Source organism: Corynebacterium ciconiae DSM 44920 (genome assembly GCF_030440575.1).
GTDB classification, from domain to species: domain Bacteria; phylum Actinomycetota; class Actinomycetes; order Mycobacteriales; family Mycobacteriaceae; genus Corynebacterium; species Corynebacterium ciconiae.
Map to the genome: position 1 here is coordinate 1,411,232 of NZ_CP047189.1, position 21,214 is coordinate 1,432,445.

Genomic DNA, 21,214 nt, shown 5'->3' on the forward strand with positions numbered 1-21,214 from the left:
TGTTGAGCACATGCTTGTCGACGTTCACAGCCAGTCCACGCTTTTTGCCCAGGTTCAACCCTTTTGGGTGTGGAACGATGCTCCTTCTGCCGCACAGCTCACAGGATGAGCTTGCGGGCATGCTGGATGCAGCGCGCCTCGCGGCGCTAACGTGCACGCGAACGACCACGCCCGTGGCACGCCGATCCGCAGGGCTTAAAGGTTCGAAGTTCCACGCTCCAGAAACCATGAATCGGGTGATGCCACCGCAACGATTGCACCCCATGGGCGCTGCTCTCCCCTGCTCCAGCGTGGATCTGGGTGCCCCAAGGCCGCCGATAGCGCTGTGGAGAAAGGGGACGCCTTGGTTCTTTTGGCGCTGATGTTAGCGCTCTAGTGCACTGATCCAGGGCTGCCGGCTTGTTGCAGGTTCAGGCTCAGTACTTCGCCTGTGGGACCGAGCAGCATGCGCAGCACAGTGTTCGGATCAGCGCTGAGCGTCCAGTGTGCCTCGGTGGGGTTAATCCAGCGCAGGTCCTTGAGGGGGATAGATTCGCAACCGCGGAGGCATGCCTGCTGCAGCATCTCGCGGCGGGCGCTGCGTTCCGTGTCGAGGTCCATGTTGAGGGCAAAGAGCTCATCGGCCAAGCTGTCGTCCCAGCTGTGGATGAGGCGTTCAACCTTTCTGGCTGTGGCGCGCGCATGCTCGCTGACGGAAAATGAGTCCACCACTGGGCGCACTCCTTTGAAGGGTTTTCTGCCCCGTTGATAGTCGATTTCGTCAAGCCAGGAGTAGAGAATCTCTTCGGCGTATTTCTGGGCCGGGTAGTAGGTGATGTTGCCGGCGAGCACCACGCCGAGCTCCGTGGCTGGGTGCCACAGCATGTGGGAGCCGAAGCCGGGATAGCCGCCAGAGTGAAATACCACCTGGCCATATTTTTCGTCCTCGCGCACGTGCAGCCCATAGCCGTAGGCATCTGCCACCGCGCGCCCCTTGATGGTTGTGGCCTTCTCCAGGTTGACTGTCTGTTGCTGCTCGTTGAGCACTGCTGACCAGCCTGTGGTGGGGTCGTTCCAGGCAGCAATCATCCGCTGGACCCAGCAGGCGAGATCGTTCATGGTGGTGCACAACCCGCCGATGGGCGAAAATGCGCCAGGCCCTGTGGGAGTGACCTCGATCATCTCGTTCGGGCGGAGGCGGTGCAGGCCGGTAACGGGGATGTGGGAGGTGGCGTCGAAAAGCGAATGCTCTAGCCCGCTGGGGCGCAGGATGTGCTGCTCGACGATCTCGGTAAACGAACGCCCCGTGGCGTATTCGATGGCGCGGCCGATTAGGGCATAGCCCAAGTTGGAGTAGATATAGGTGCTACCGGGGGCGGCGGTGAGCATCAGTGGCGAGGTGACAAGGGTAGTGAATTCCTCGCGACTCATTGATTCGACGCGATCAGCCCACACATCATCGGTGGGAAGACCGGAGGCCATGCTGAGCAGTTGGCGGATCGTGGTGGCGTTGATGCTTGAGTCCGCGATGGGTATGAACTGCCCCACTGTCGTCTCGAGGGTGACGGGGTTGGCGGCAGGGATGAGGCCGTGGATAATGCCGAGCATCGCGCAAGCGGTGAAGGATTTCGTGATCGAGGCGACACGGAAGATGTCATCGGCGTTGTCGGCGGCGGGAATGTCTCGGCCGTTGATCAGCGCCCAGCCGGTGTGGGTGGCACCGGTTTCCTCCTTCGAGCGAGCAATGATCGCCGCGGCGCGCTCGGCGAGTGTCTCGGGAGTGGGAACAGGTGCGGTGGTGGGGATACTGGAATCCATGGCTCTCCTTAGAACTTAGCCGTGATCGCGGGTGGTGCCGGTGGTGCGGCGGTGCAGCTGATGGTAGCTATCGCCCAGCATCGCTGTGAGCGCGTGATGATCCTCCAGCTTGGAAGAGCCCACATACAAAGCGCCGCCGAGCAGCAGCCACACGCCGAGAATGATGTATTCGGCAGGCCAGACTAGCGAGGCGGGAGTACCTGGTGCCAGTGCCCACACCACAATCAAAATCGCACCGATCGCTCCGACGGCAGGCAGCCATGTCAGCGCTGACACATAGGGACGCTGCATCTGGGGATACTTTCTGGGCAGGGCATATTTGGCCCACACCACCATCAGCCACACCACGCCGAGATACACTCCGCCGGTGTCGAGGAACCACACCACAGCCCCTGGCCCCAACCATCCAAGAGCGAGGGTGACGATAGTGGTAGACAACAGCGCCACCGTAGGAGTGCCGTGCACTGGGTGAACGTGTGCGAGCACGCTGGGCAAAAGCTGGGCGCGCCCCATGGCCATGAGGATGCGCGAGGAGGCCACGAACAGCCCAAGGAAGCTTGTGAGCAGCCCCAAGATAGCGATAGCGTAACCACCCATGGCGAGGGTGGGATGGCCCGCCTCGGTGAAGGCAGAGATGGTGCCGAGATCCAGCTCCGCGGTGTGCTGCCACGGATGAACCCAGGCAGTAGCGGCAAGAACTAGGAGGTAGAAGCTGCCGGCGCCAAGAACTGTCACCAGCACGGCCACACCGATGCGCTTGGGCGGAAGATCGGCGTCCTCGGCTAGTACCGCCACCAGCCCAAAGCCAGCGAGGAAGGTCATGGCGGGGATAACAAACCGTAGCGCGTCGCTCAGCGCAGAAGAATCGGCATTGAAGGCTGGGAAGAAGTTCTCCGGCGAGCCGGTGCCGAAGCCAACCACGATCAGGGCCGCGCCGACGAGGATGATGCCGACAAACAGCAGCATCTGGACTTGAGCGCCGAGCTTCACCCCGAACCAGTTAAGAGCCAGGTAGATCAGCGTGAGCGCTACCCCGATGAGTAGCACGGGAAGATAGACAGTCTCGCCGTTGATCTCATAGAGCGGAATGGTGTTGATTGCGGGAATGAGCCTACCCAGCAAGAAACCGAAGGCGGTGACATAAAACGCGAGGGAGGATACATAGGCCCCCAGCAGCATCCAGCCGGCGATGAAGGCCGCCCCGCGTCCGAGCACGGTATAGGCGAAAACCACTTCCCCACCGGCCCGCGGAAACGCGGTGGTCAGCTCCGCATAGGCGATGGCCACACACGCGGCCAAACCGCAGCCGATGGCAAGCCCCACAAGTACTCCGCCGGCACCATAGGCGGCGAAGAACTTGGAATTGGTATAAATCCAGCTCGCCCCCACCACTCCGGCGACACCGAAGGCGATGAGCTGCCAGAGGGACAGGCTCTTTTTTAGTTCATCCATATTGTTTCCTCACACACGTGGGTTCACAGGCTTCGGGGCATCCCCCACAGAGGTGGGGTGCGTGGTGCCGTCCCCTTGGCAGCAGTTCTAGCAAAAGCCGAGCTCACCTGCACCGTGGGTGCGCGCTTGGGTGGGGGTTGAGCGGCTGGGAGGTGGCGTCGAAAAGCGGGCGTGGGAATCCCACCAGATGGGCGGAGCTTACTGCTACGCTGGGCAGCATTATTCACTTCCGTGACGCGGCTCACCAATTGCCCGTCAAGTGTTTATACCCGACACACAGAGAGGACGTGGGGCACACCATGCCAATCCGCCTGAATGATGACCTTGATCAGATCACCGATCGCGCCATTGCTCGAGCGCAGCGGTGGATGCGCGAAACCGAGACCGCTTCGGTCAGTAAAAGGGAAGCTAAAAATACCGCGCTGTTATCTGAGATGGTGCGCTCTGAAGGCGGCATTGATTTCACCATGGGATTCGTGGACCGGGTGGCGCGGCCGGAGGACAACGCAGTCTCGGCGCGGGAGCTCAACAGGCTGGCTAGCCCCCTCGATTCGCAGCGGCGCGCGAAAACCGCCATCCCGGATTTCATGGGCGTGGTGAATAAGTCGCTTATCACCGCCGGTTCCCTCCTCGCCCCGGCGATGCCGCAGGTGGCCATGCCGATCGCACGCACCAAGCTGCGCCAGATGGTGGGCCACCTGGTTTTTGATGCCCAAGGCTCCAAGCTGGATAAGCTGCTAGACCGCGCCGCCGAGCAAGGCTTTCAACTGAATGTGAATCTGCTCGGCGAGGCCGTGTTGGGCGAAAAAGAGGCTGATCGACGCCTCGAGCGCACCCTTGAGCTACTAGAGAATCCGAAAGTCACCTACGTCTCCATTAAGGCCTCCGCTGTGGTTTCGCAACTGAACCACTGGGACTTTGATGGCTCGGTAGCCGCGCTGAAGGAGAAAATCCGTCCCCTCTACCGCGCCGCCAAAGCACGGGCCGATCGCCCCTTCATCAACCTCGACATGGAGGAATACAATGACCTCGAGCTCACCCTGCGGCTGTTTACCGAGCTGATGGACGAGGAGGAATTTCAGGACCTCGAAACCGGCATCGTGATTCAGGCCTATCTACCGGACTCAGTAGGCGCGCTCGAAGAACTCGTCACCTTCGCCCGGGCGCGCGTGGCGCATGGCGGGGCCCCCATTAAAGTGCGCATCGTCAAAGGCGCGAACCTCTCCATGGAGCGGGTAGAAGCCGAGATGCACGACTGGCCCCAGGCGCCGTATATGAGCAAGGCAGAAGTGGACGCCAACTACCTGCGCCTGCTGGACTATGTGCTTGATGAGGATAATGCCGACGCCATTCGTATCGGTGTAGCCAGCCACAATCTCTACACCCTGGCCACCGCCATCGAATTGGCCGAAAAGCGCGGCGTGACCCGGCAACTCGACATCGAAATGCTGCAAGGCATGGCCCCAGCCCAAAGCCGCGTTGTGCAGCGCGACGCCGGGCGGATCATCCTCTACACCCCCGTGGTGCACAAAGAAGACTTCGACGTGGCCATCTCCTACCTCGTGCGCCGACTGGAGGAAAACGGCGAGCCGCAGAACTTCATCTACGCAATGTTCGCCCCCGACGTGGAAGGCCCCGATAATCGCACCCCACTCGAGGAACAGCAGCAGCGCTATCTCGACGCGGTGCGGCAACGCTGGGAGGTGCGCGATAGCGCGCGGCGAACCCAAAACCGCACGGAAGAGACCGGCACCTACCACCCCGGCGGGCCAGGGCAGTTCTACAACGAGCCCGACACTGACCCCGCCCTGCCTACCAACCGCGAATGGGCCCTCAATGCGCTCGCCCAGGATCCCGGCGCGCCTGTGTCCGCAGAGATCACCGATCCCGCGGAGATCGACAAGGCCGTGGCCACAGCGAAGCAGGCGCACCGCGGATGGGCTGCGCTATCCGGCGCCGAGCGGGCCGAGGTGCTTGATCGCGCCGCCGATGCCCTGGCCCGCTACCGCGGCCGGCTGATCTCCGTGGCGGCACACGAGGCGGGTAAGACCGTGGATCAGACCGACCCAGAGGTTTCCGAGGCGATCGACTTCGCCCACTACTATGCGGAATCTGCCCGCGCTATCGACGCCCATAGCGGCGCGAAGTTTAGCCCCTATCCCGTGGTGGTGGTGACCCCTCCGTGGAACTTCCCCATCGCCATCCCCATGGGTGGGGTATTTGCCGCCCTGGCCGCCGGATCGGCCGTGATCATCAAACCCGCACCGCAAGTACTCCGCTGCGCCGAGGTGGCCGTGGAAGCGCTGCGCGAAGCGGGCATTGGCGAGGACATTCTGCAGTTGGTCAACGCCGACGAAGGCGAAGCCGGTAAGCGGCTGATCTCGCACGAGGATGTGGACTCGGTGATCCTCACCGGCGCCTCCGACACCGCAAAGCTGTTCCGCTCCTGGAAACCCGAGATGGTGATCAATGCCGAGACTTCGGGAAAGAACGCACTGATTATCACCCCGGCCGCCGACCCAGATCTCGCCGTGTCGGATCTTTATCATTCCGCCTTCGGCCATGCCGGCCAAAAGTGCTCCGCGGCCTCACTCGCCATCTTGGTGGGCAGCGCCGGCGAATCCGAGCGCATCATCGGCCAGCTGGTGGATGCTGTATCCACCCTCAAGGTGGGTGTGGGTACCGACATCTCCACCACCATGAACGGCATCATCGAAGCACCTGGGGAAAAACTCCTCCGCGGACTCACCACGCTTGAGCCCGGTGAGCGCTGGCTGATTAAGCCTCGCAAGCTCAACGAGGAAGGAACACTGTGGAGCCCCGGTATCCGCGATAACGTTCAGCCAGGCTCCTGGTATCACACCCACGAGTGCTTCGGTCCTGTCCTTGGCATCATGCGCGCCCGCAACCTAGACGAGGCCATCGAATGGCAAAACTCCACTGGCTACGGCCTCACCGGCGGGCTGCACTCTCTCGACGAGGACGAGATCCAGCAGTGGGTCGAACGCGTGGAAGTGGGCAACGCCTATGTCAACCGCGGTATCACCGGCGCGATCGTGCAGCGGCAATCCTTCGGCGGCTGGAAGAAATCCGCCCTCGGTTCTGGCGCCAAGGCAGGCGGGCCCAACTACGTAGCCCAGCAGGGCGTGTGGAGCGAAACTGCGGCCGTCGACGTACCACCGGTATCGCTCAATCCGACCATCAACCGGGCGCTGCGTGATATGCGCGAACGCGCCCACGATAAGCGCCTCGACCTCAGCGCCGAGGACCTCGAGTGGCTGCAGCGCGCCGCATGTTCCGACCAGTACTGGTGGGAGCAGGAATTCGGCCGCAGCCACGACCGCGCCGGGCTGCAATCGGAGGCCAATATCTTCCGTTACCGGCCGCTGCTGGAGCCGCTGCAGGTGCACCTCGGCGAAGGCTGGGCGCTGCGGGACCTGCTGCGCATCCACCTCGGGGCGCTCCGTACCGGCACCACCGTGGTGGTCACCGGCGATGCGGCCGCCGTGGCCGAAGCCCGCGCCGCTGGGCTGCAGGCCGAAGAGACCGAGCGGGTGGCGCATCTGCGGGTGCGGGTGCTTGGCGATGCCAGTATGGCGTTACGCCAGCAGGTTGTTTCTGCGGGTGCGAGCCTGCTGGAGGCGCCAGTGCTCAGCGATGGGCGCCGCGAATTGCTGCCGCTGCTTCTAGAGCAGGCCGTATCGGTCACCACCCATCGTTTCGGGCATCTGATTCCTAACCCGCTGGGATAACCCCTAGCAGGCGAGCGGGCCGTGTACTCCCCGGTTGCACTGCCCGCACGCCATATGAGTCCTATGATAGAGCTACTCGCACGGCTCAACCCGCCAAACGTTCTCGCGCAGCACTTATAGCTTGATGCTTAGGATCGGATCCTACCCATATCCCCTCGGTGCTCTAGCAAGGACATTTCATGGTTGACATCCCCAATCTCTCCCAAAATGCTACTGTAGGCGGCACCGCCGCTGGCCTCGTAGTGTCTAGCACGCTGGCTTTCCTCTCTCGTAAAGCAAAGCCGCCCCTCGAGCTTTTCGTGATCGATAACGACCGCGCCTTCCTTGTTAACAACTGTTTTCGCACCGTTATCTTTGGCGATTCGTTCGCAATCGAAAAGGGAAGTGACATGCTCTTCCCCGTCGATGGGTTCAGGGGGAGCATTAGGGATATGCGGTGCTCCCCAGGAGATGGATTGGTAGTTGGTTGTGCAATCAATTTGGGAGAGAGTCTCTCGCTCACCTTCAAGCCTATCCTTTGGGGGCGACCCAAGTCCACGAAAATCTACCGCAGACAACAGAACGAAACCCAGCTAGCAGAAGTGATGGTAGTGCTCGAGAAGACCATGGCGTCACCATGGACCCCTCGTGGAATAGCAAAGAAGCTTCACAAGCACCGGAACTTTGAGTTTGGGCACTCTTCTCGTTTGCTGGGCTGGAAGCTCATCGAGCTACCTCTAAAACCTCGCTAGAAAGCACTGGGCGGCGCATACGCCAAATATTCGCGGGAAGAAGAAGTTTGCACTGAGCCCGCGACATAGCGGAACCGCCCCGCTAGATCTGCTCCCCGCGCGCCTGCTTGGCCAGGCAGGTGGCCCAATCGATCACCAGTAGTTGCTGCCGGCTCAGCCCGGTTGGTTCGCTGGGTTCAATCAGCTCGCCCAGATAGGCCTCCGGTTGGGCATGAAGAAGTGCGGCGGGATCAGGTGTCTCGAGATCGCCTTCTGCGCTGCTGCGTAGTAGCCCCATACCAAGCCCGGTGGTGGGCATCTGCTCGCTCAATAGCAGTCCGAGAACACCCGCGCCGAGAACAAAGCCTGGTAGATCCTGGGCGAAGCTGGAGAACTCGGTGGCAAAGATGTAGAGATAAAACGCCACGATGCAGCCTAGGCCGAGGATCTTTACTCCGAGATACACCAGCACATTGCTCACATAGAGTGCGCGCACCTCGCGGTGCTGCCACACCACCTGGGAGTAGCGCAGGAGGATGGCACCGGCGCGCACAACCACCGCGAGGCTGAGTGCGCCAAGGATGATGAGCGCGGAATCCCCGATTTCTTCGATATCGATGATCTGCACCTGTTCGCCCTGGCCGGCAATCGCAGAGACCACTGGGGTATAGCCCAGGCTGTAGATGATGAGCACGGCGAGAATCCATGGGGCACGAGGTGCTAGGAGGCAACGAATGCTGGCTAAACGCCGGCTCAATCCCCTCTCATCGGCGGCAAACAACTGACGGTGCACGGCTGTGGGAGTAATGAGCCGATGGAGTTGCTCCTCACCCTGGCGGCGGGCCATAGAGGCGAAAACATCGGTGAGTCTGTCGAATTGATGCAATAGCGGCACGGCGATCGACAACTGCGCACCCTGGCCGAGGATCACCGAGATGAGCTTTTGCCCAATGAGGTTGCTGTCTTCGATAGTGAGCACATAGCAGGCGGAAGCCAGCAGCCCGAGGCCGAGATTGATGAGTGTGATCAGCCGCCAGCCTTGGACCTCGTTGGTGAGGTGTTCGAAGCGTTTGAGTACCGCGGCACTCGGCTCGTGGAGCTGGCGTAAATCCCGCTCATTGTCTTTGAACCAGCCCAGCGAATAGATCGTGTTGGCGATCGCGATGGCCACCAGGATGGCCATGATGGCAAAGTACTCGGCCAGCCCCATCTTGATGCCAAGAGCAAAGCGTCCATCGTTGAGATAGATGTTGAGTGCCACGAGCAGCACCACGGCCACCGCATACAACTGGACGAGGCGCAGGAACTCCTTCAGATACGTCACAGCAAGGCAGCTTAGCGTCGAAAATGCTCAGATTCGGTGTTGCCCAGTGCCGGTGGTTTATATTCATCCAGATGCTATGCGGCTAGATTTTTCGTGCCAGACAGCGGGGAATTTCTCAGCTAAGCTCAGCTGAGTACTTCTGCCCTGCAATGTTTGGGAGGCGAGGCGTGTGGCTATCCGGCAGTTAGATCGAAAACGTATTGAGAAATTCTGCGAGAAACTCAACCACCCCGCGTACTTTAATGAGATGTACTTCGAGGTGGACTTTCACGGCCACCGCTACGCCGATCTCATGGAAGTCGAGCCACCTTTTCCTGGCGTCACCCCAGGCGATCGTTTTCCTCTCGCGCGGCTGCGCTACACCTCCACTACTGATCTGTGGGAGCTGTATTGGGTTGATAGCAACGATCGTTTTCACCGCTATCCAGATACGCCCGCCACTCCGCACGTACAAACATTGCTCGACTTTCTCGCCGGCAGAACCGATCCCATCTTCTTCGGCTAGCTCTCAAAGCCACCGCCCCATTAGCCGATGCGCAGCGGGCCCACCTGAACGCGCAGCGGCGGGTCCTCGGACCGCACCTCTCTTTTGATCTGGCCAGCCTTGAGAATCCGCCCCAGCTGCTGGGCGGGAAGACCGCCGCGGATAATCATCCGCTCCGGTGGACCGAAGGTGCGCTCATCCCACTCCCCCGGCAGATGCACCCCAGGGGGAAGATCCACCGGCCCGAGCACCTCAAGCTCCTCGGGCAGCTCCAATAACTCCACGAAACGATCCAAGCTGGCGCGCCCACCATCAATCACCGCCATGGTGGTCACAGGCGGCAAATGCACTTCGGCGCGTTCAGCAAGCTCACGCTGCGCGGCACCAATCGGATCCCAGCGCAGCAGCGCCTGCACCACCGGCACATCCTGATCGGCCACCACGATTAGCTGACCGTCCATGTCCCGCGAATCCACCAGCCCTGCAAGCCGCAGCCAGCTGGCTAGTGCCTCTTCACCGGCGCGTAGATCCTGCTTGCTCAACAACCCCCACGTATCCAGCAGCACACCCGCGCCATAGCGGCCGCCAGCCACGCGCGGCTCGGATCCTGGGGTGGCCACCACGATGCTCGGGCCCGGCTCGATCTGATCAACAATCTTCTCCCCGCTGGATGTCACCACCCGCACCCCGCTAAACGCGCGTCCTAGCTCCTCGGCGGTGCGATCAGATCCAATCACCACCGCCCGGATCTCTGTGGAGCCGCATTCAAGACACTCATGGTGGGAATCAATACGCCCACACCACCGGCACTGCGGAGACACCGCGACACTCGGATCACCCCCAGCGGGCAGCTCGAGCGGGCCATTACAGTGCCGGCAGCGGGCGGCGGCGCGGCAGCGTCGACACGCAAGCGTAGGCGCATAACCCTTGCGGGGTACTTGCACCAGCACCGGCCGATTCGACTCCAGGGCGGCACGCACCGCCTGATATGCCCTGCTGGGAATCCTTCTGCTGCGCGCCAGTGGATCCCCACCTCCGCCATAGGCGGAATCGCCGGTGGCCATCGTCAATGGTGCGGCCTGCCTGATGTGCCCGCGCTCGCCGGCGCAGTCGAAAGCCCAGCCGCGCTCGACCATCAGCTGCACCTCGGCGGTACGGGCAAAGCCACCCATGATCAGCGCGCACTTCTCTTGAGCGGACCGCGTGCTCAGAACCTCTCGGGCGTGCCAATACGGGGCGCGAGGATCGACTAGATTCTCATCGCCATCGAACATGATCGCCGCTAGCCGCAGGTCCTTTACCGGGGCGAAAGCCGCCGAACGCGTACCGATCACCAACCGGGCCTGGCCGTTAAGAATGGAGAGAAAACGGCGGTAGCGGGCCTGCGGGCCCAGCGTGGAGCTCAAGGTGGTGATCTGCTTGGCCGATACCAACTCGCGCACCGCCGCCTCGAGCCGATCGAGAGCACGCTGATGCGGCACCACCGCCAAGGCCCCATGGCCAGCGAGAACGGTGTGCACCAAGGCCGCTGCGAGTTCTGCCGCCCAATCGCCATCTGGGTTGACCTGCCAAGCGATGCGCGCCGGCTTTCCCTCCTGCACTGCAGAAAGAAACGCCTGGCCGCGCACATAGCGATCCCACGCGCTCAGATCCGGCTCAGTGGCGGTACCCAGCTCCTCCCACGGGGTGCTGAAGTCTGTTTTCTCCGCGGCGGCATGGCGATGAGGCACCGCCGCCCGGATCACATCAGAGCGACACCCCGCATAGCGCTCGGCGAGTTTGTCCACCAGCGCCTGGGTGCGCGGCGGATAAACCACCTCAGGCGAGATGACCCGCTCGATATAGCGCAGCGAGCCCTGATGCTCGGAAGTGGCGTGACGGGAAATCAGGATGGCATCCACCAAGCGACCCCCGAAACGAACCCGCACCTTCACTCCGGGCTGGGCGGCGGCGGAATCGGCCTCGCTGAGCCGGTAATCAAAATAGCGATCCAAGTGGATGAGCCCTAATAAGGGCAACACCCGCGCCACCGGCAGGTTCTCTGCTGGGGTGCGCGGGTGGGAAGCCATGCGGGAGATTCTAGTCTAGATTCCCGCCGCGGCGCGTAACTCCTCCACACGGTTGGTGTGCTCCCACGGGAAGTCCACATCGGTGCGGCCAAAGTGGCCATAGGCGGAGGTGTCCGCATAGATCGGGCGCAACAAATCCAACTCGCGGATGATCGCCGCTGGACGCAGGTTGAACACCTCGGACACGGCGTGCTGAATCTGCTCGTCGCTCAACCCGTGCTTGGCGGTACCGAAGGTCTCCACATACAGTCCCACCGGGGCGGCACGGCCAATGGCGTAGGCCACCTGCACCTCGGCCTTATCGGCCAAACCGGCGGCCACAATGTTCTTCGCCACCCAGCGCATGGCGTAGGCACCAGAGCGATCCACCTTCGAGGGATCCTTACCGGAGAATGCACCACCGCCGTGGCGAGCCATGCCACCATAGGTGTCCACGATGATCTTGCGGCCGGTCAGGCCCGCATCGCCCATCGGCCCGCCCAGCACGAAAGAGCCCGAGGGGTTGATAAGCACAGTGAGCTCAGAGCTGAGGAAGCTCTCCAGCCCAGCATCGGCGATCACCCAATCGATCACCTGCTCACGCAGCTGCTCGCTCAGCCACTCCTGGGTAATGTCCGGGTCGTGCTGAGTGGAGATCACGATGGTGTCGATGTGGCTCGGATTGTCCGCCTCGTCATAGGCGAAGGTCACCTGAGTCTTGCCATCGGGGCGCAGATGAGGCACGATCTGCTCCTTGCGCACCTGGGTAAGCCGGCGTGACAAGCGATGCGCCAGCGCGATCGGCAGAGGCATATACTCATCGGTCTCATTGGTGGCGTAGCCAAACATCAGCCCCTGATCACCCGCGCCGGCGTGATCATCATCATCCTGGGAGGTGCCGCTGCGCACCTCCTGGGAGGTGTCCACGCCAAGTCCAATCTCGGCGCTCTGCTCACCGATAGCTACCGTGACACCACAGGTGGTGCCGTCGAAGCCCACTTCGGAGGAAGTAAAACCGATTTCCTTCAGCTTGGTGCGCACCAGCTGCGGGATCTCTACATAGCCGCCACAGCGCACCTCGCCCACCACATGTACTAAACCGGTAGTCACCACGGTCTCCACCGCTACCCGCGAGTGCGGGTCTACCTCGAGCATGGCATCGAGAATGGTGTCTGAGATGGCGTCACAGATCTTGTCCGGGTGACCTTCCGTCACCGACTCGCTGGTGAATAGTCGAGTATCTTTCGCTGCGCTGGTCATAAAAAACAAACATAGACTAAGCGGTCTAATTAAGCAATTAACGCAGTCTGGCGCGCGGCAGCGGCAGATCCGCCCTAGCCGCGCAGGGCGGTGACCCCATCTAGGATGCGGTGAGCCACCAGCATTTTGCTGCCCGCGGAGATGCTGGTGTGGCTGCCATCGGCGCCGAGCAGCCAACCCTCGTTGGTATCTTGGCCGAAGACCCTGCCGCCGCCGACGTGGTTGACCATGAGCAGATCCACGCCCTTGCGCTTGAGCTTCTCCTCCCCGAGCTGCAGCGGGGTATGCTGCGCATCGCCAGTTTCAGCGGCAAAGCCCACAAGGGTGGTGCCAGCGTTTATAATCCCCTCTCGGCGCTGGCGTACAAGGCCGGCGAGAATATCAGGGTTTTGGGCCATCTCGATGGCTGCTAGCTGCGCATCAGCGCTACCCTTTTTCATCTTTGATTCCGCTCGGGTAGCGGGGCGATAATCTGCCACCGCGGCGGCCATAATCACCACATCAGCGCCGGGGGCTTCTGCATCCATGGCGCTGTGAAGCTCCGCAGCCGAGGTGATGTGAAGCATCCGGGCGCCCACCGGCTCCGGCATGGCATCCACTGCCCCCACCACCAGGGTCACCTCTGCCCCGCGCTGCGCGGCTGCTGCCGCGAGTGCATAGCCCTGACGGCCTGAGGAGTGATTGCCAATAAACCGCACAGGATCAATCTCTTCTCTCGTCCCTCCGGCAGAGATCAGCACCTTCACCCCTTCCAAATCCCGGGGAGGCGCACTTGCCTCCTCGGCGACACTGAATGCAAAGGCAGTGATCTGCTCCGGCTCGGGCAAGCGCCCTGGCCCACTGTCGCGGCCGGTGAGCCTGCCGTGGGCTGGCTCCATCACCGCAATGCCACGCTCGCGCAGTACTGCCACGTTCTCGCGGGTGGCAGGGTTGTTCCACATCTCGGTATGCATGGCTGGGGCCACCACCACCGGACACGTAGCCACCAAACAGGTGGCGCTGAGCTGATCATCGGCCATGCCGGCGCGCAGCCGCGCGAGGAAGTCCGCGGTAGCGGGCACCACCACTACGAGATCGGCCTGCTGGCCCACCATCACATGCTGCACCTTATCTACGTGCTCAAACACATCGGTGGCGACGGGGTTTCCGGACAGGGCCTCGAAGGTGGCGGCGCCAACGAACTTCAAGGCATTGCGGGTGGGCACCACCCGCACGCTATGACCGGCCTCTGTGAAGGCGCGGATCACATGGCAGGCCTTATACGCGGCGATCCCGCCGGTCACACCAACGACGATGGAGAGTTTCTCGCTCGAGCTCATAGGCTCCAAGGGTAGCCCATGGCTGTTGCTGGGCTGGCTGCGGGCAACACAAAACCCAGCACGCGCCCGCAATAGCTGGGGCGTACTGGGTTAGCTTCAGGGCTGCTCGCCGTGCACACTGGGCCCGCGCACTCGCTAGCCGCCTCGGCGGGTAGGTAATGCTAGGCCGCGATGAGTGGAGGCTTTTCTAGCCTTCCTCGTGGTGCAGCATTCCAGCGTCGATCTCGCGCAGGGCGATGGACAGCGGCTTCTCGCCTGCTTCCGGGGTGACGAGCGGGCCGATGAATTCGAAGACGCCCTCGTCCGCCTGCTGGTAGTAGCTGTTGATCTGACGAGCACGCTTCGCCGCGAAAATGGCGAGGGCGTACTTGGAGGACACATGGTTCATAAGGCTGTCGATGGGCGGTGCGGTAATGCCTACCGGATCATCGAAAACAGACTCATTGCCTGTGGTTTCGTTGCTCACTGTCATCCTTTATCTGGATTGCTATCTGTAAAAAGTTCTTCGTAGCACCATACTGCTCACCGCGGCCACCTCGCCTTGATGCATGGAGGCGACACGGTGCCACAGCCGGCGGCTAGTGGCCGGTGAGGAGCTGGCGAATAGCCTCGACTGCTGCGTCCACGTCGTCGTTGACCACCACGTGGTCGAACTCGCTTTGGGCCTGAAGTTCCTTGCGCGCCGTGGCGAGCCGGCGATCAATCACCTCTTGGGACTCGGTGCCACGACCGGTCAGGCGATCGACCAGCACCTCCCACGAGGGCGGGGCGAGGAACACGGTGGTTGCCTCGGGCATGGACTTCACGATGTTACGCGCACCTTGGAGATCAACCTCCACGAGCACGGGCCGCCCGGCCGCTAGGGCCTCGTTCACCGGCCCGGCAGGGGTGCCGGAGCGCTGGATTCCGCCGTGAATATCCGCCCACTCGAGCATCTCCCCTTTATCGATCGTGTCATTGAACTGATCCATCGACACGAAGAAATAGTCTTGACCATCCACCTCGCCGGGGCGAGGAGCACGGGTGGTCATGGAGACGCTGAAGTACAGCGAGGGCACGTCCGTGCGCAGGCGATGAACCACGGTGGATTTACCCACCGCAGAGGGACCAGCCAAAACGACGAGGCTGGGCTTCGGGTTCTCGCCGGTCATCTGAATTAGTCCTCAGAGAAGCCGAAACGCTCGAGCAGGGCGCGACGCTGACGGTCACCCAGGCCACGCAGACGGCGGGTCTGAGCGATCTCGAGGTCCTCCATGATCTCCTTGGCCTTGACCTTGCCCACCTTCGGCATAGCCTCGAGGAGAGCGGAGACCTTGGTCTTGCCAATGATCTCGTTGTCCTGGGCCTGGTCCAGAACTTCCTTAAGGTTGGTGCCGCCGCGCTTCAGCTTTTCCTTCAGCTCAGCACGGGCCTTGCGGGCCTCAGCAGCTTTCGCGAGGGCTTCCTTGCGCTGCTCGTCAGTCAACTTGGGAAGGGCCACGTTGGTTCCTCCGATTCGTAGGCGATTAATTACTTGGCTATCTTGTTGAACCCACCCCAGCACAGTCGGGCTGTGCAGAGTGGATTCCATGAAGCTCGCATCAGTCTAGCACTACTTGGACAAAAGCCAAGGTGACAGGCCGGGCCCGCCAAGCGCTATCCTCCACGATAACGCTTCTAGCTGGGGATTCCCGGAAATTGAGCGGCCAGTTCGGAAACGGCCGTTTCTAGGGCTTTCACGCTCGGACCGGCCTGCAAGACCCCACGAGAGACGTTGGGAAATGCCAGGTGTGTCATTTGCTTCGCGAGCTTATCGACGTCCTCCTGAGCGGCCCCCTGAGCGCCCACACCGGGCATCAAGATGGGCCCGTTGAGCGCCGAGAGATCTGGGGCGCGATCCAGGGTGGCGCCCACCACGACCCCCACGTTGCCTGCGGCGCCAGACGAGCGTCGAGAAGCATTGCATGCTGCGGCCTCATCCACGATGTGCTGTGCCACAGACAGATCCTGATCCTTCTGGGCCCGCTGAATGCTTGCCCCCTCCGGGTTGGAGGTGGCGGCGAGCACGAAGAGCCCCTTGCCCTGCTCGGCGTAGTCCAGGGCCGGAGCCAAGGACCCAAAGCCCAGATAGGGCGAGACTGTGAGCGCATCCACCTCCAGCGGTGAGCCCGGGCGCAGCCACGCATCGGCATAGGCCGCCATGGTCGAGCCGATATCGCCGCGCTTGGCATCTGCTACCACGAGGGTGCCGGCCGCTCGCAGAGCAGCAATAGCTTCCTCTAACACGGCATAGCCGGCCGCGCCATAGGCCTCAAAGAACGCGACCTGGGGCTTGACCAGTGCCACGGTGCCGGCGAAGGCCTCCACGCAGATGCGAGTGAACTCGCCTAGCCCTGCGGCGCTGCGCTCCAGCCCCCACGCATCCAGCAGGCCAGGGTGGGGATCAATGCCCACGCACAGCCGGCCGCGTTCGAGAGAGACCTGATGCAGCTGGGATCCGAAATCGCTCACTTACTCCCCCACCTTGGCTGCAATGTTTTCGTGGTTGAGCTCCTGCAGCGGCAGGATGCTCAGCTCGTTCTCGCGCAGCGCCTCGATACCCTGCACCGCGGCGGTTACGCCCTGCACGGTGGTTACCAGCGGCACCCCAGCGCTCACGGCGGCGGCGCGGATATCGTAGCCATCGTGACGGGCACCGGCAGAGCCGGCGGGAGTGTTGAGGATCAGATCCACCTCACCGGCGGTGATCTTGTCCACGATGGACAGCTCCTCGTTGCCTTCTCGCACCTGGCTGGCCTTGGCCACTACCTCACACTCGATGCCATTGCGGCGCAGCATGTCGGCGGTGCCCTTGGTGGCCATCATCTTAAAGCCGAGCTTGGCCAGCTGCTGGATCGGGAAGTTCAGCGTGCGCTTATCCCGATTGGCCACGGACACAAACACCGTGCCGGAGGTCGGCAATGCCCCGAAGGCGGCATCCTCGGCCTTGGCGTAGGCTGCGCCGAAGCTATCGGCCAGGCCGATCACCTCGCCGGTGGACTTCATCTCCGGGCTGAGCAGCGAGTCCAGCATGGAGCCATCTGGGCGGCGGAAGCGGTTGAAGGGCAGCACGGCTTCCTTGACCGCAATCGGCGCATCCATGGGCAGCGAACCACCATCGTGGGTGGTGGGAATGAGCTTTTCTTCCTGCAGCTCGGCGATGGACGCGCCCATCATAATGCGCGCGGCAGCCTTAGCCAGCGGCACACCCGTCGCCTTGGACACAAAGGGCACCGTGCGGGAGGCACGCGGGTTGGCCTCAATGATGTAAAGGGTGTCATCCTTCAGCGCGTACTGCACATTCATCAGGCCCTTGACACCAATACCGTGGGCGAGCGCCACGGTGGACTGGCGGACCTTCTCAATGTCCTCAGCACCCAGCGTCATCGGCGGCAGTGCACAAGAGCTATCACCGGAGTGAATTCCGGCCTCCTCGATGTGCTCCATGACTCCACCGAGATACACCTGCTGCCCATCGCAGAGCGCATCCACATCGATCTCAATGGCATTGTCTAGGAAGCGGTCCACCAGCACCGGGTGCTCATTGGACAGCTCGGTAGCGCGGTTGATGTAGTCCTCGAGGGTCTGCTCATCGTAGACAATCTCCATGCCGCGACCACCCAACACATAGCTGGGACGCACCAGCACCGGATAGCCGATGCGGGCCGCCACGTCGCGGGCCTCGGCGAAGGAGGTGGCGGTGCCGAACTCGGGAGCCGGCAGATCAGCCTTGGCCAGCACCTCACCGAAGGCGCCGCGATCCTCCGCCAAGTCGATGGCCTCGGGGCTGGTGCCCACCACCGGCACGCCGGCGTCGCGCAGCTTCTCCGCCAAGCCCAGCGGGGTTTGGCCGCCGAGCTGGACGATCACACCGGCCACAGTGCCGGACTGGCACTCGGCGTGATAGACCTCCATCGCGTCTTCAAAGGTCAGCGGCTCAAAGTAGAGGCGATCGGCGGTGTCGTAGTCAGTCGAGACTGTCTCAGGGTTGCAGTTGACCATGATGGTCTCATAGCCCACCCGCGATAGCTCCAGCGCGGCGTGCACGCAGGAGTAGTCGAACTCGATGCCCTGACCGATACGGTTCGGACCAGAGCCGAGGATGATCACCTTCTCCTTCTCGGTCTGTGGGCTCACCTCGGACTCGGCGGCGGCATCAAACTCATAGGACGAGTAGTGATACGGGGTCTTGGCCTCGAACTCGGCGGCACAGGTGTCCACCGTCTTAAATACCGGGCGGATCCCCAGCGACCAGCGCAGCGAACGCACGCCCTCCTCACCGGCAAACTCCGGGCGCAGCGCCGCGATCTGCTTATCGGACAGCCCGTAGTACTTGGCCAGGCGCAGTAGCTGCTCGGTGAGCACAGGGGCGTCGATGAGCTGCTGGCGTAGATCCACCAGCTGCTGAATCTCGGCCAGGAACCAAGGGTCGATACCGGAGGCCTCGTGCACCTCCTCGATGGTTTTGCCGCCGCGCAGCGCCTGCTCCACCTCGTACATCCGGCCAGCCACAGGCCGCTTGAGGGACTCCAGCGCCGCATCGGCATCAGCGAAGCGATCAGGCGAGGTCCAGAACCCAGCGTCCTTATTCTCCAGCGAGCGCATCACCTTATTGGTGGCAGCCGCGTAGTTACGGCCCAAGCTCATGGCCTCACCCACCGACTTCATGGTGGTGGTGAGCGTGTCATCAGCGCCGGGGAATTTCTCGAAGGCAAAGCGCGGAGCCTTGACCACCACATAGTCTAGGGTGGGCTCGAAGGCGGCGGGGGTTTCGCCGGTGATGTCGTTGGTGATCTCATCGAGGGTGTAGCCGATGGCTAGCTTGGCGGCGATCTTCGCGATCGGGAAGCCGGTAGCCTTCGATGCCAGCGCCGAGGAGCGCGAAACGCGCGGGTTCATCTCGATGGTGATGATGCGGCCGTCGTGGGGGTTAATGGCGAACTGGATGTTGCAGCCACCGGTGTCCACGCCCACCTCGCGAATGATGGCGATACCCTGATCGCGCATCTTCTGGAACTCGCGGTCCGTGAGCGTCATGGCCGGAGCCACGGTAACGGAATCGCCGGTGTGCACGCCGAGAGCATCGACGTTTTCGATCGAGCAGATGACCACCACGTTGTCATCGCCATCGCGCATCAGCTCCAGCTCGTATTCCTTCCAACCGAGGATGGACTCCTCGATGAGCACGTTGGCCTCTGGGGAGGCAGCCAATCCGCCGCCGGCGATGCGCTCGAGATCATCGTTATCGAAGGCCAGACCGGAGCCCAGCCCGCCCATGGTGAAGGAGGGGCGCACCACGACCGGCAGACCCAGCTCGGCCACTGTCTCGTGCACCTCGTCCATGTTGTGGCACACGCGCGAGCGTGCGGACTCGCCGCCGATCTTGGCCACGATGTCCTTAAACTTCTGGCGATCCTCGCCCCGCTGAATCGCGGGGATATCGGCACCGATGAGCTCTACGTTGTACTTCTCCAAGCTGCCGCGGCGATCCAACGCGATGGCGGCGTTGAGAGCAGTCTGCCCACCCAGGGTGGCCAGCACCGCGTCGATCGGGTGGCCTTCCTCGATCTCTTTGGCAAAGATCTTCTCAATGTAATCAGGGTGGATTGGCTCTACATAGGTGTGATCAGCGAACTCGGGATCAGTCATGATCGTGGCCGGGTTGGAGTTGATGAGGGTTACCCGCATCCCCTCCTGCTTGAGCACGCGGCACGCCTGGGTGCCGGAGTAGTCGAACTCGCAGGCCTGGCCGATCACAATGGGGCCGGATCCGATAACCAGGACGTGATTGATGTCAGTGCGCTTCGGCATTGTCTGTATTCCTCTTTCTCTTCCTGGTGTGCTTAGTTCTGCTCGTTGCTGGAGCTACCGGCGGTGCTCTTGGCGGCAATGTCTTCGGCCACCAGCTCGGCGAACTGGTCAAAGAGCGGGTTGGCATCATTCGGCCCGGCGGCGGCCTCGGGGTGGTACTGCACGGAGAAGGCACGCCCACTCTTCAGCGCCACGCCCTCGACCACGCCATCATTAAGGCAGGTGTGCGTGACCAGTGCGGGGCCATAGGCGGTGTCGAATTCTTGGCCTGCCTCGCCTTCGAGGGCGAAGCCGTGGTTTTGAGCGGTGATCTCGATGTGTCCCTGCACGTGGTTCTTCACGGGGATGTTCACGCCGCGGTGACCGAACTTGAGCTTGTAGGTGTTCATACCGAAGGCGCGGCCCAGGATCTGGTTGCCAAAGCAGATACCGAAGATCGGCACGTCCTTGTCTAGGAATTGCTGCACGATGCCCACCATCTCATCGGCGGTGGCGGGATCACCCGGGCCATTGGAGATAAACACTCCGTCGGGGTTGAACTCCATGGCCTTCTCGAAGGGATAGTTCGCCGGCACCAGCACGGTGCGCATTCCGCGGGCCAGCAGGTTGCGCGGGGTATTGGACTTAATGCCCATGTCATAGGCCACCACGGTGGCTTTCACCTCGCCGGTGGGCTCGAGGATCTGCGGGGTGTCCAAGCTGACATCGGCGGAGAGGTTTGCCCCTTCCATGTCTTCTTGCTGCTCTACCCGGCGCACCAGCTCCTCGGTGTCCAGCAAGGCGTCTTCGCCAGTAAAGACCCCCGCCTTGATGGAGCCGTAGTTACGCAGGTGGCGCACGATGGCGCGGGTGTCCACGTGCTTAATGCCCACCAGCCCCTGGGAGATCATCTCTTCCTCTAGGCTGCGGCGGGCACGCCAGTTAGAGACAGTGTGGGAAAGATCGCGGATAATCAGCCCAGCGATCCAGATCTTGTCTTCGCGGGACTCGTTATCCTCATCGTTCCAGCCGGTGTTACCGATCTGCGGGGCGGTCATCACCACCATCTGCTTGTGGTAGCTGGGATCGGTCATCGTCTCCTGATAACCGGTCATGGCGGTGGTAAACACGGCCTCGCCAAAGGCATTGCCTTCGGCGCCGAAGGCAAGCCCGCGGTAGGTGTTGCCGTCGGCGAGCACGAGCACTGCGGGCCGGGTGCTGGCCTCAGAGGGGGTGGTCTCAGTAGTCACTGTGTGAGGG

15 protein-coding genes are annotated in these 21,214 nt (G+C 62.2%); 3 read left to right on the forward strand and 12 right to left on the reverse strand.

What is annotated here, in order from left to right:
- Positions 1-372: 372 nt before the first annotated feature.
- Positions 373-1,797, reverse strand: coding sequence for a serine hydrolase domain-containing protein (locus CCICO_RS06210; RefSeq protein WP_018019803.1), 1,425 nt, complete (start codon positions 1,795-1,797; stop codon positions 373-375).
- Positions 1,798-1,812: 15 nt separating this feature from the next.
- Positions 1,813-3,249 carry an APC family permease gene (locus CCICO_RS06215; RefSeq protein ID WP_018019804.1) on the reverse strand — a complete coding sequence of 479 codons (1,437 nt, stop codon included), beginning with the start codon at positions 3,247-3,249 and terminating at the stop codon, positions 1,813-1,815.
- 299 nt (positions 3,250-3,548) lie between these two features.
- On the opposite strand from CCICO_RS06215, the gene CCICO_RS06220 reads away from it, so the two are divergent.
- Together CCICO_RS06220 and CCICO_RS06225 are read left to right on the forward strand one after the other, a co-directional pair.
- Complete coding sequence (locus CCICO_RS06220) at positions 3,549-7,001, forward strand: bifunctional proline dehydrogenase/L-glutamate gamma-semialdehyde dehydrogenase (protein ID WP_018019805.1); 3,453 nt, start codon at positions 3,549-3,551, stop codon at positions 6,999-7,001.
- Positions 7,002-7,180: 179 nt separating this feature from the next.
- A complete protein-coding gene (locus CCICO_RS06225) occupies positions 7,181-7,732 on the forward strand; it encodes a hypothetical protein (RefSeq protein ID WP_018019806.1) in 552 nt (183 codons plus the stop codon).
- An 82-nt stretch (positions 7,733-7,814) separates the two neighbouring features.
- Here CCICO_RS06225 and CCICO_RS06230 read toward each other — a convergent pair whose 3' ends face one another.
- Positions 7,815-9,035, reverse strand: coding sequence for a hypothetical protein (locus tag CCICO_RS06230; protein ID WP_026161463.1), 1,221 nt, complete (start codon positions 9,033-9,035; stop codon positions 7,815-7,817).
- Between the two features lie 169 nt (positions 9,036-9,204).
- Between CCICO_RS06230 and CCICO_RS06235 the strand changes: the two genes are divergently transcribed.
- Complete coding sequence (locus CCICO_RS06235) at positions 9,205-9,540, forward strand: DUF3024 domain-containing protein (RefSeq protein ID WP_026161464.1); 336 nt, start codon at positions 9,205-9,207, stop codon at positions 9,538-9,540.
- A 20-nt stretch (positions 9,541-9,560) separates the two neighbouring features.
- Here the strand turns inward: CCICO_RS06235 and CCICO_RS06240 are convergent, their stop codons facing one another.
- The 9 genes from CCICO_RS06240 to carA form a co-directional block, all read right to left on the reverse strand.
- A complete protein-coding gene (locus CCICO_RS06240; protein WP_018019809.1) occupies positions 9,561-11,588 on the reverse strand; it encodes a primosomal protein N' in 2,028 nt (675 codons plus the stop codon).
- A gap of 15 nt (positions 11,589-11,603) precedes the next feature.
- The gene (gene metK, locus CCICO_RS06245; protein ID WP_018019810.1) at positions 11,604-12,827 is read right to left on the reverse strand and encodes a methionine adenosyltransferase; all 1,224 of its coding nucleotides are present in this window, start codon (positions 12,825-12,827) and stop codon (positions 11,604-11,606) included.
- A gap of 74 nt (positions 12,828-12,901) precedes the next feature.
- Positions 12,902-14,146, reverse strand: a complete 1,245-nt coding sequence (coaBC, locus tag CCICO_RS06250; RefSeq protein WP_018019811.1) for a bifunctional phosphopantothenoylcysteine decarboxylase/phosphopantothenate--cysteine ligase CoaBC — start codon at positions 14,144-14,146, stop codon at positions 12,902-12,904.
- 187 nt (positions 14,147-14,333) lie between these two features.
- Entirely contained in the window at positions 14,334-14,618 is a 285-nt protein-coding gene (rpoZ, locus tag CCICO_RS06255; RefSeq protein WP_156809859.1) for a DNA-directed RNA polymerase subunit omega, read from the reverse strand.
- A 106-nt stretch (positions 14,619-14,724) separates the two neighbouring features.
- Positions 14,725-15,297: a guanylate kinase gene (gene gmk, locus CCICO_RS06260; protein WP_018019813.1), complete on the reverse strand. Its 573-nt coding sequence runs from the start codon at positions 15,295-15,297 to the stop codon at positions 14,725-14,727.
- Positions 15,298-15,302: 5 nt separating this feature from the next.
- Positions 15,303-15,626: an integration host factor, actinobacterial type gene (gene mihF / locus CCICO_RS06265; RefSeq protein WP_018019814.1), complete on the reverse strand. Its 324-nt coding sequence runs from the start codon at positions 15,624-15,626 to the stop codon at positions 15,303-15,305.
- Positions 15,627-15,802: 176 nt separating this feature from the next.
- On the reverse strand, positions 15,803-16,636 hold the full coding sequence (gene pyrF, locus CCICO_RS06270; protein ID WP_018019815.1) for an orotidine-5'-phosphate decarboxylase: 834 nt from the start codon (positions 16,634-16,636) through the stop codon (positions 15,803-15,805).
- Positions 16,637-19,975 carry a carbamoyl-phosphate synthase large subunit gene (carB, locus tag CCICO_RS06275; RefSeq protein WP_018019816.1) on the reverse strand — a complete coding sequence of 1,113 codons (3,339 nt, stop codon included), beginning with the start codon at positions 19,973-19,975 and terminating at the stop codon, positions 16,637-16,639.
- Positions 19,976-20,007: 32 nt separating this feature from the next.
- Positions 20,008-21,204: a glutamine-hydrolyzing carbamoyl-phosphate synthase small subunit gene (carA, locus tag CCICO_RS06280; protein ID WP_018019817.1), complete on the reverse strand. Its 1,197-nt coding sequence runs from the start codon at positions 21,202-21,204 to the stop codon at positions 20,008-20,010.
- Positions 21,205-21,214: the final 10 nt, after the last annotated feature.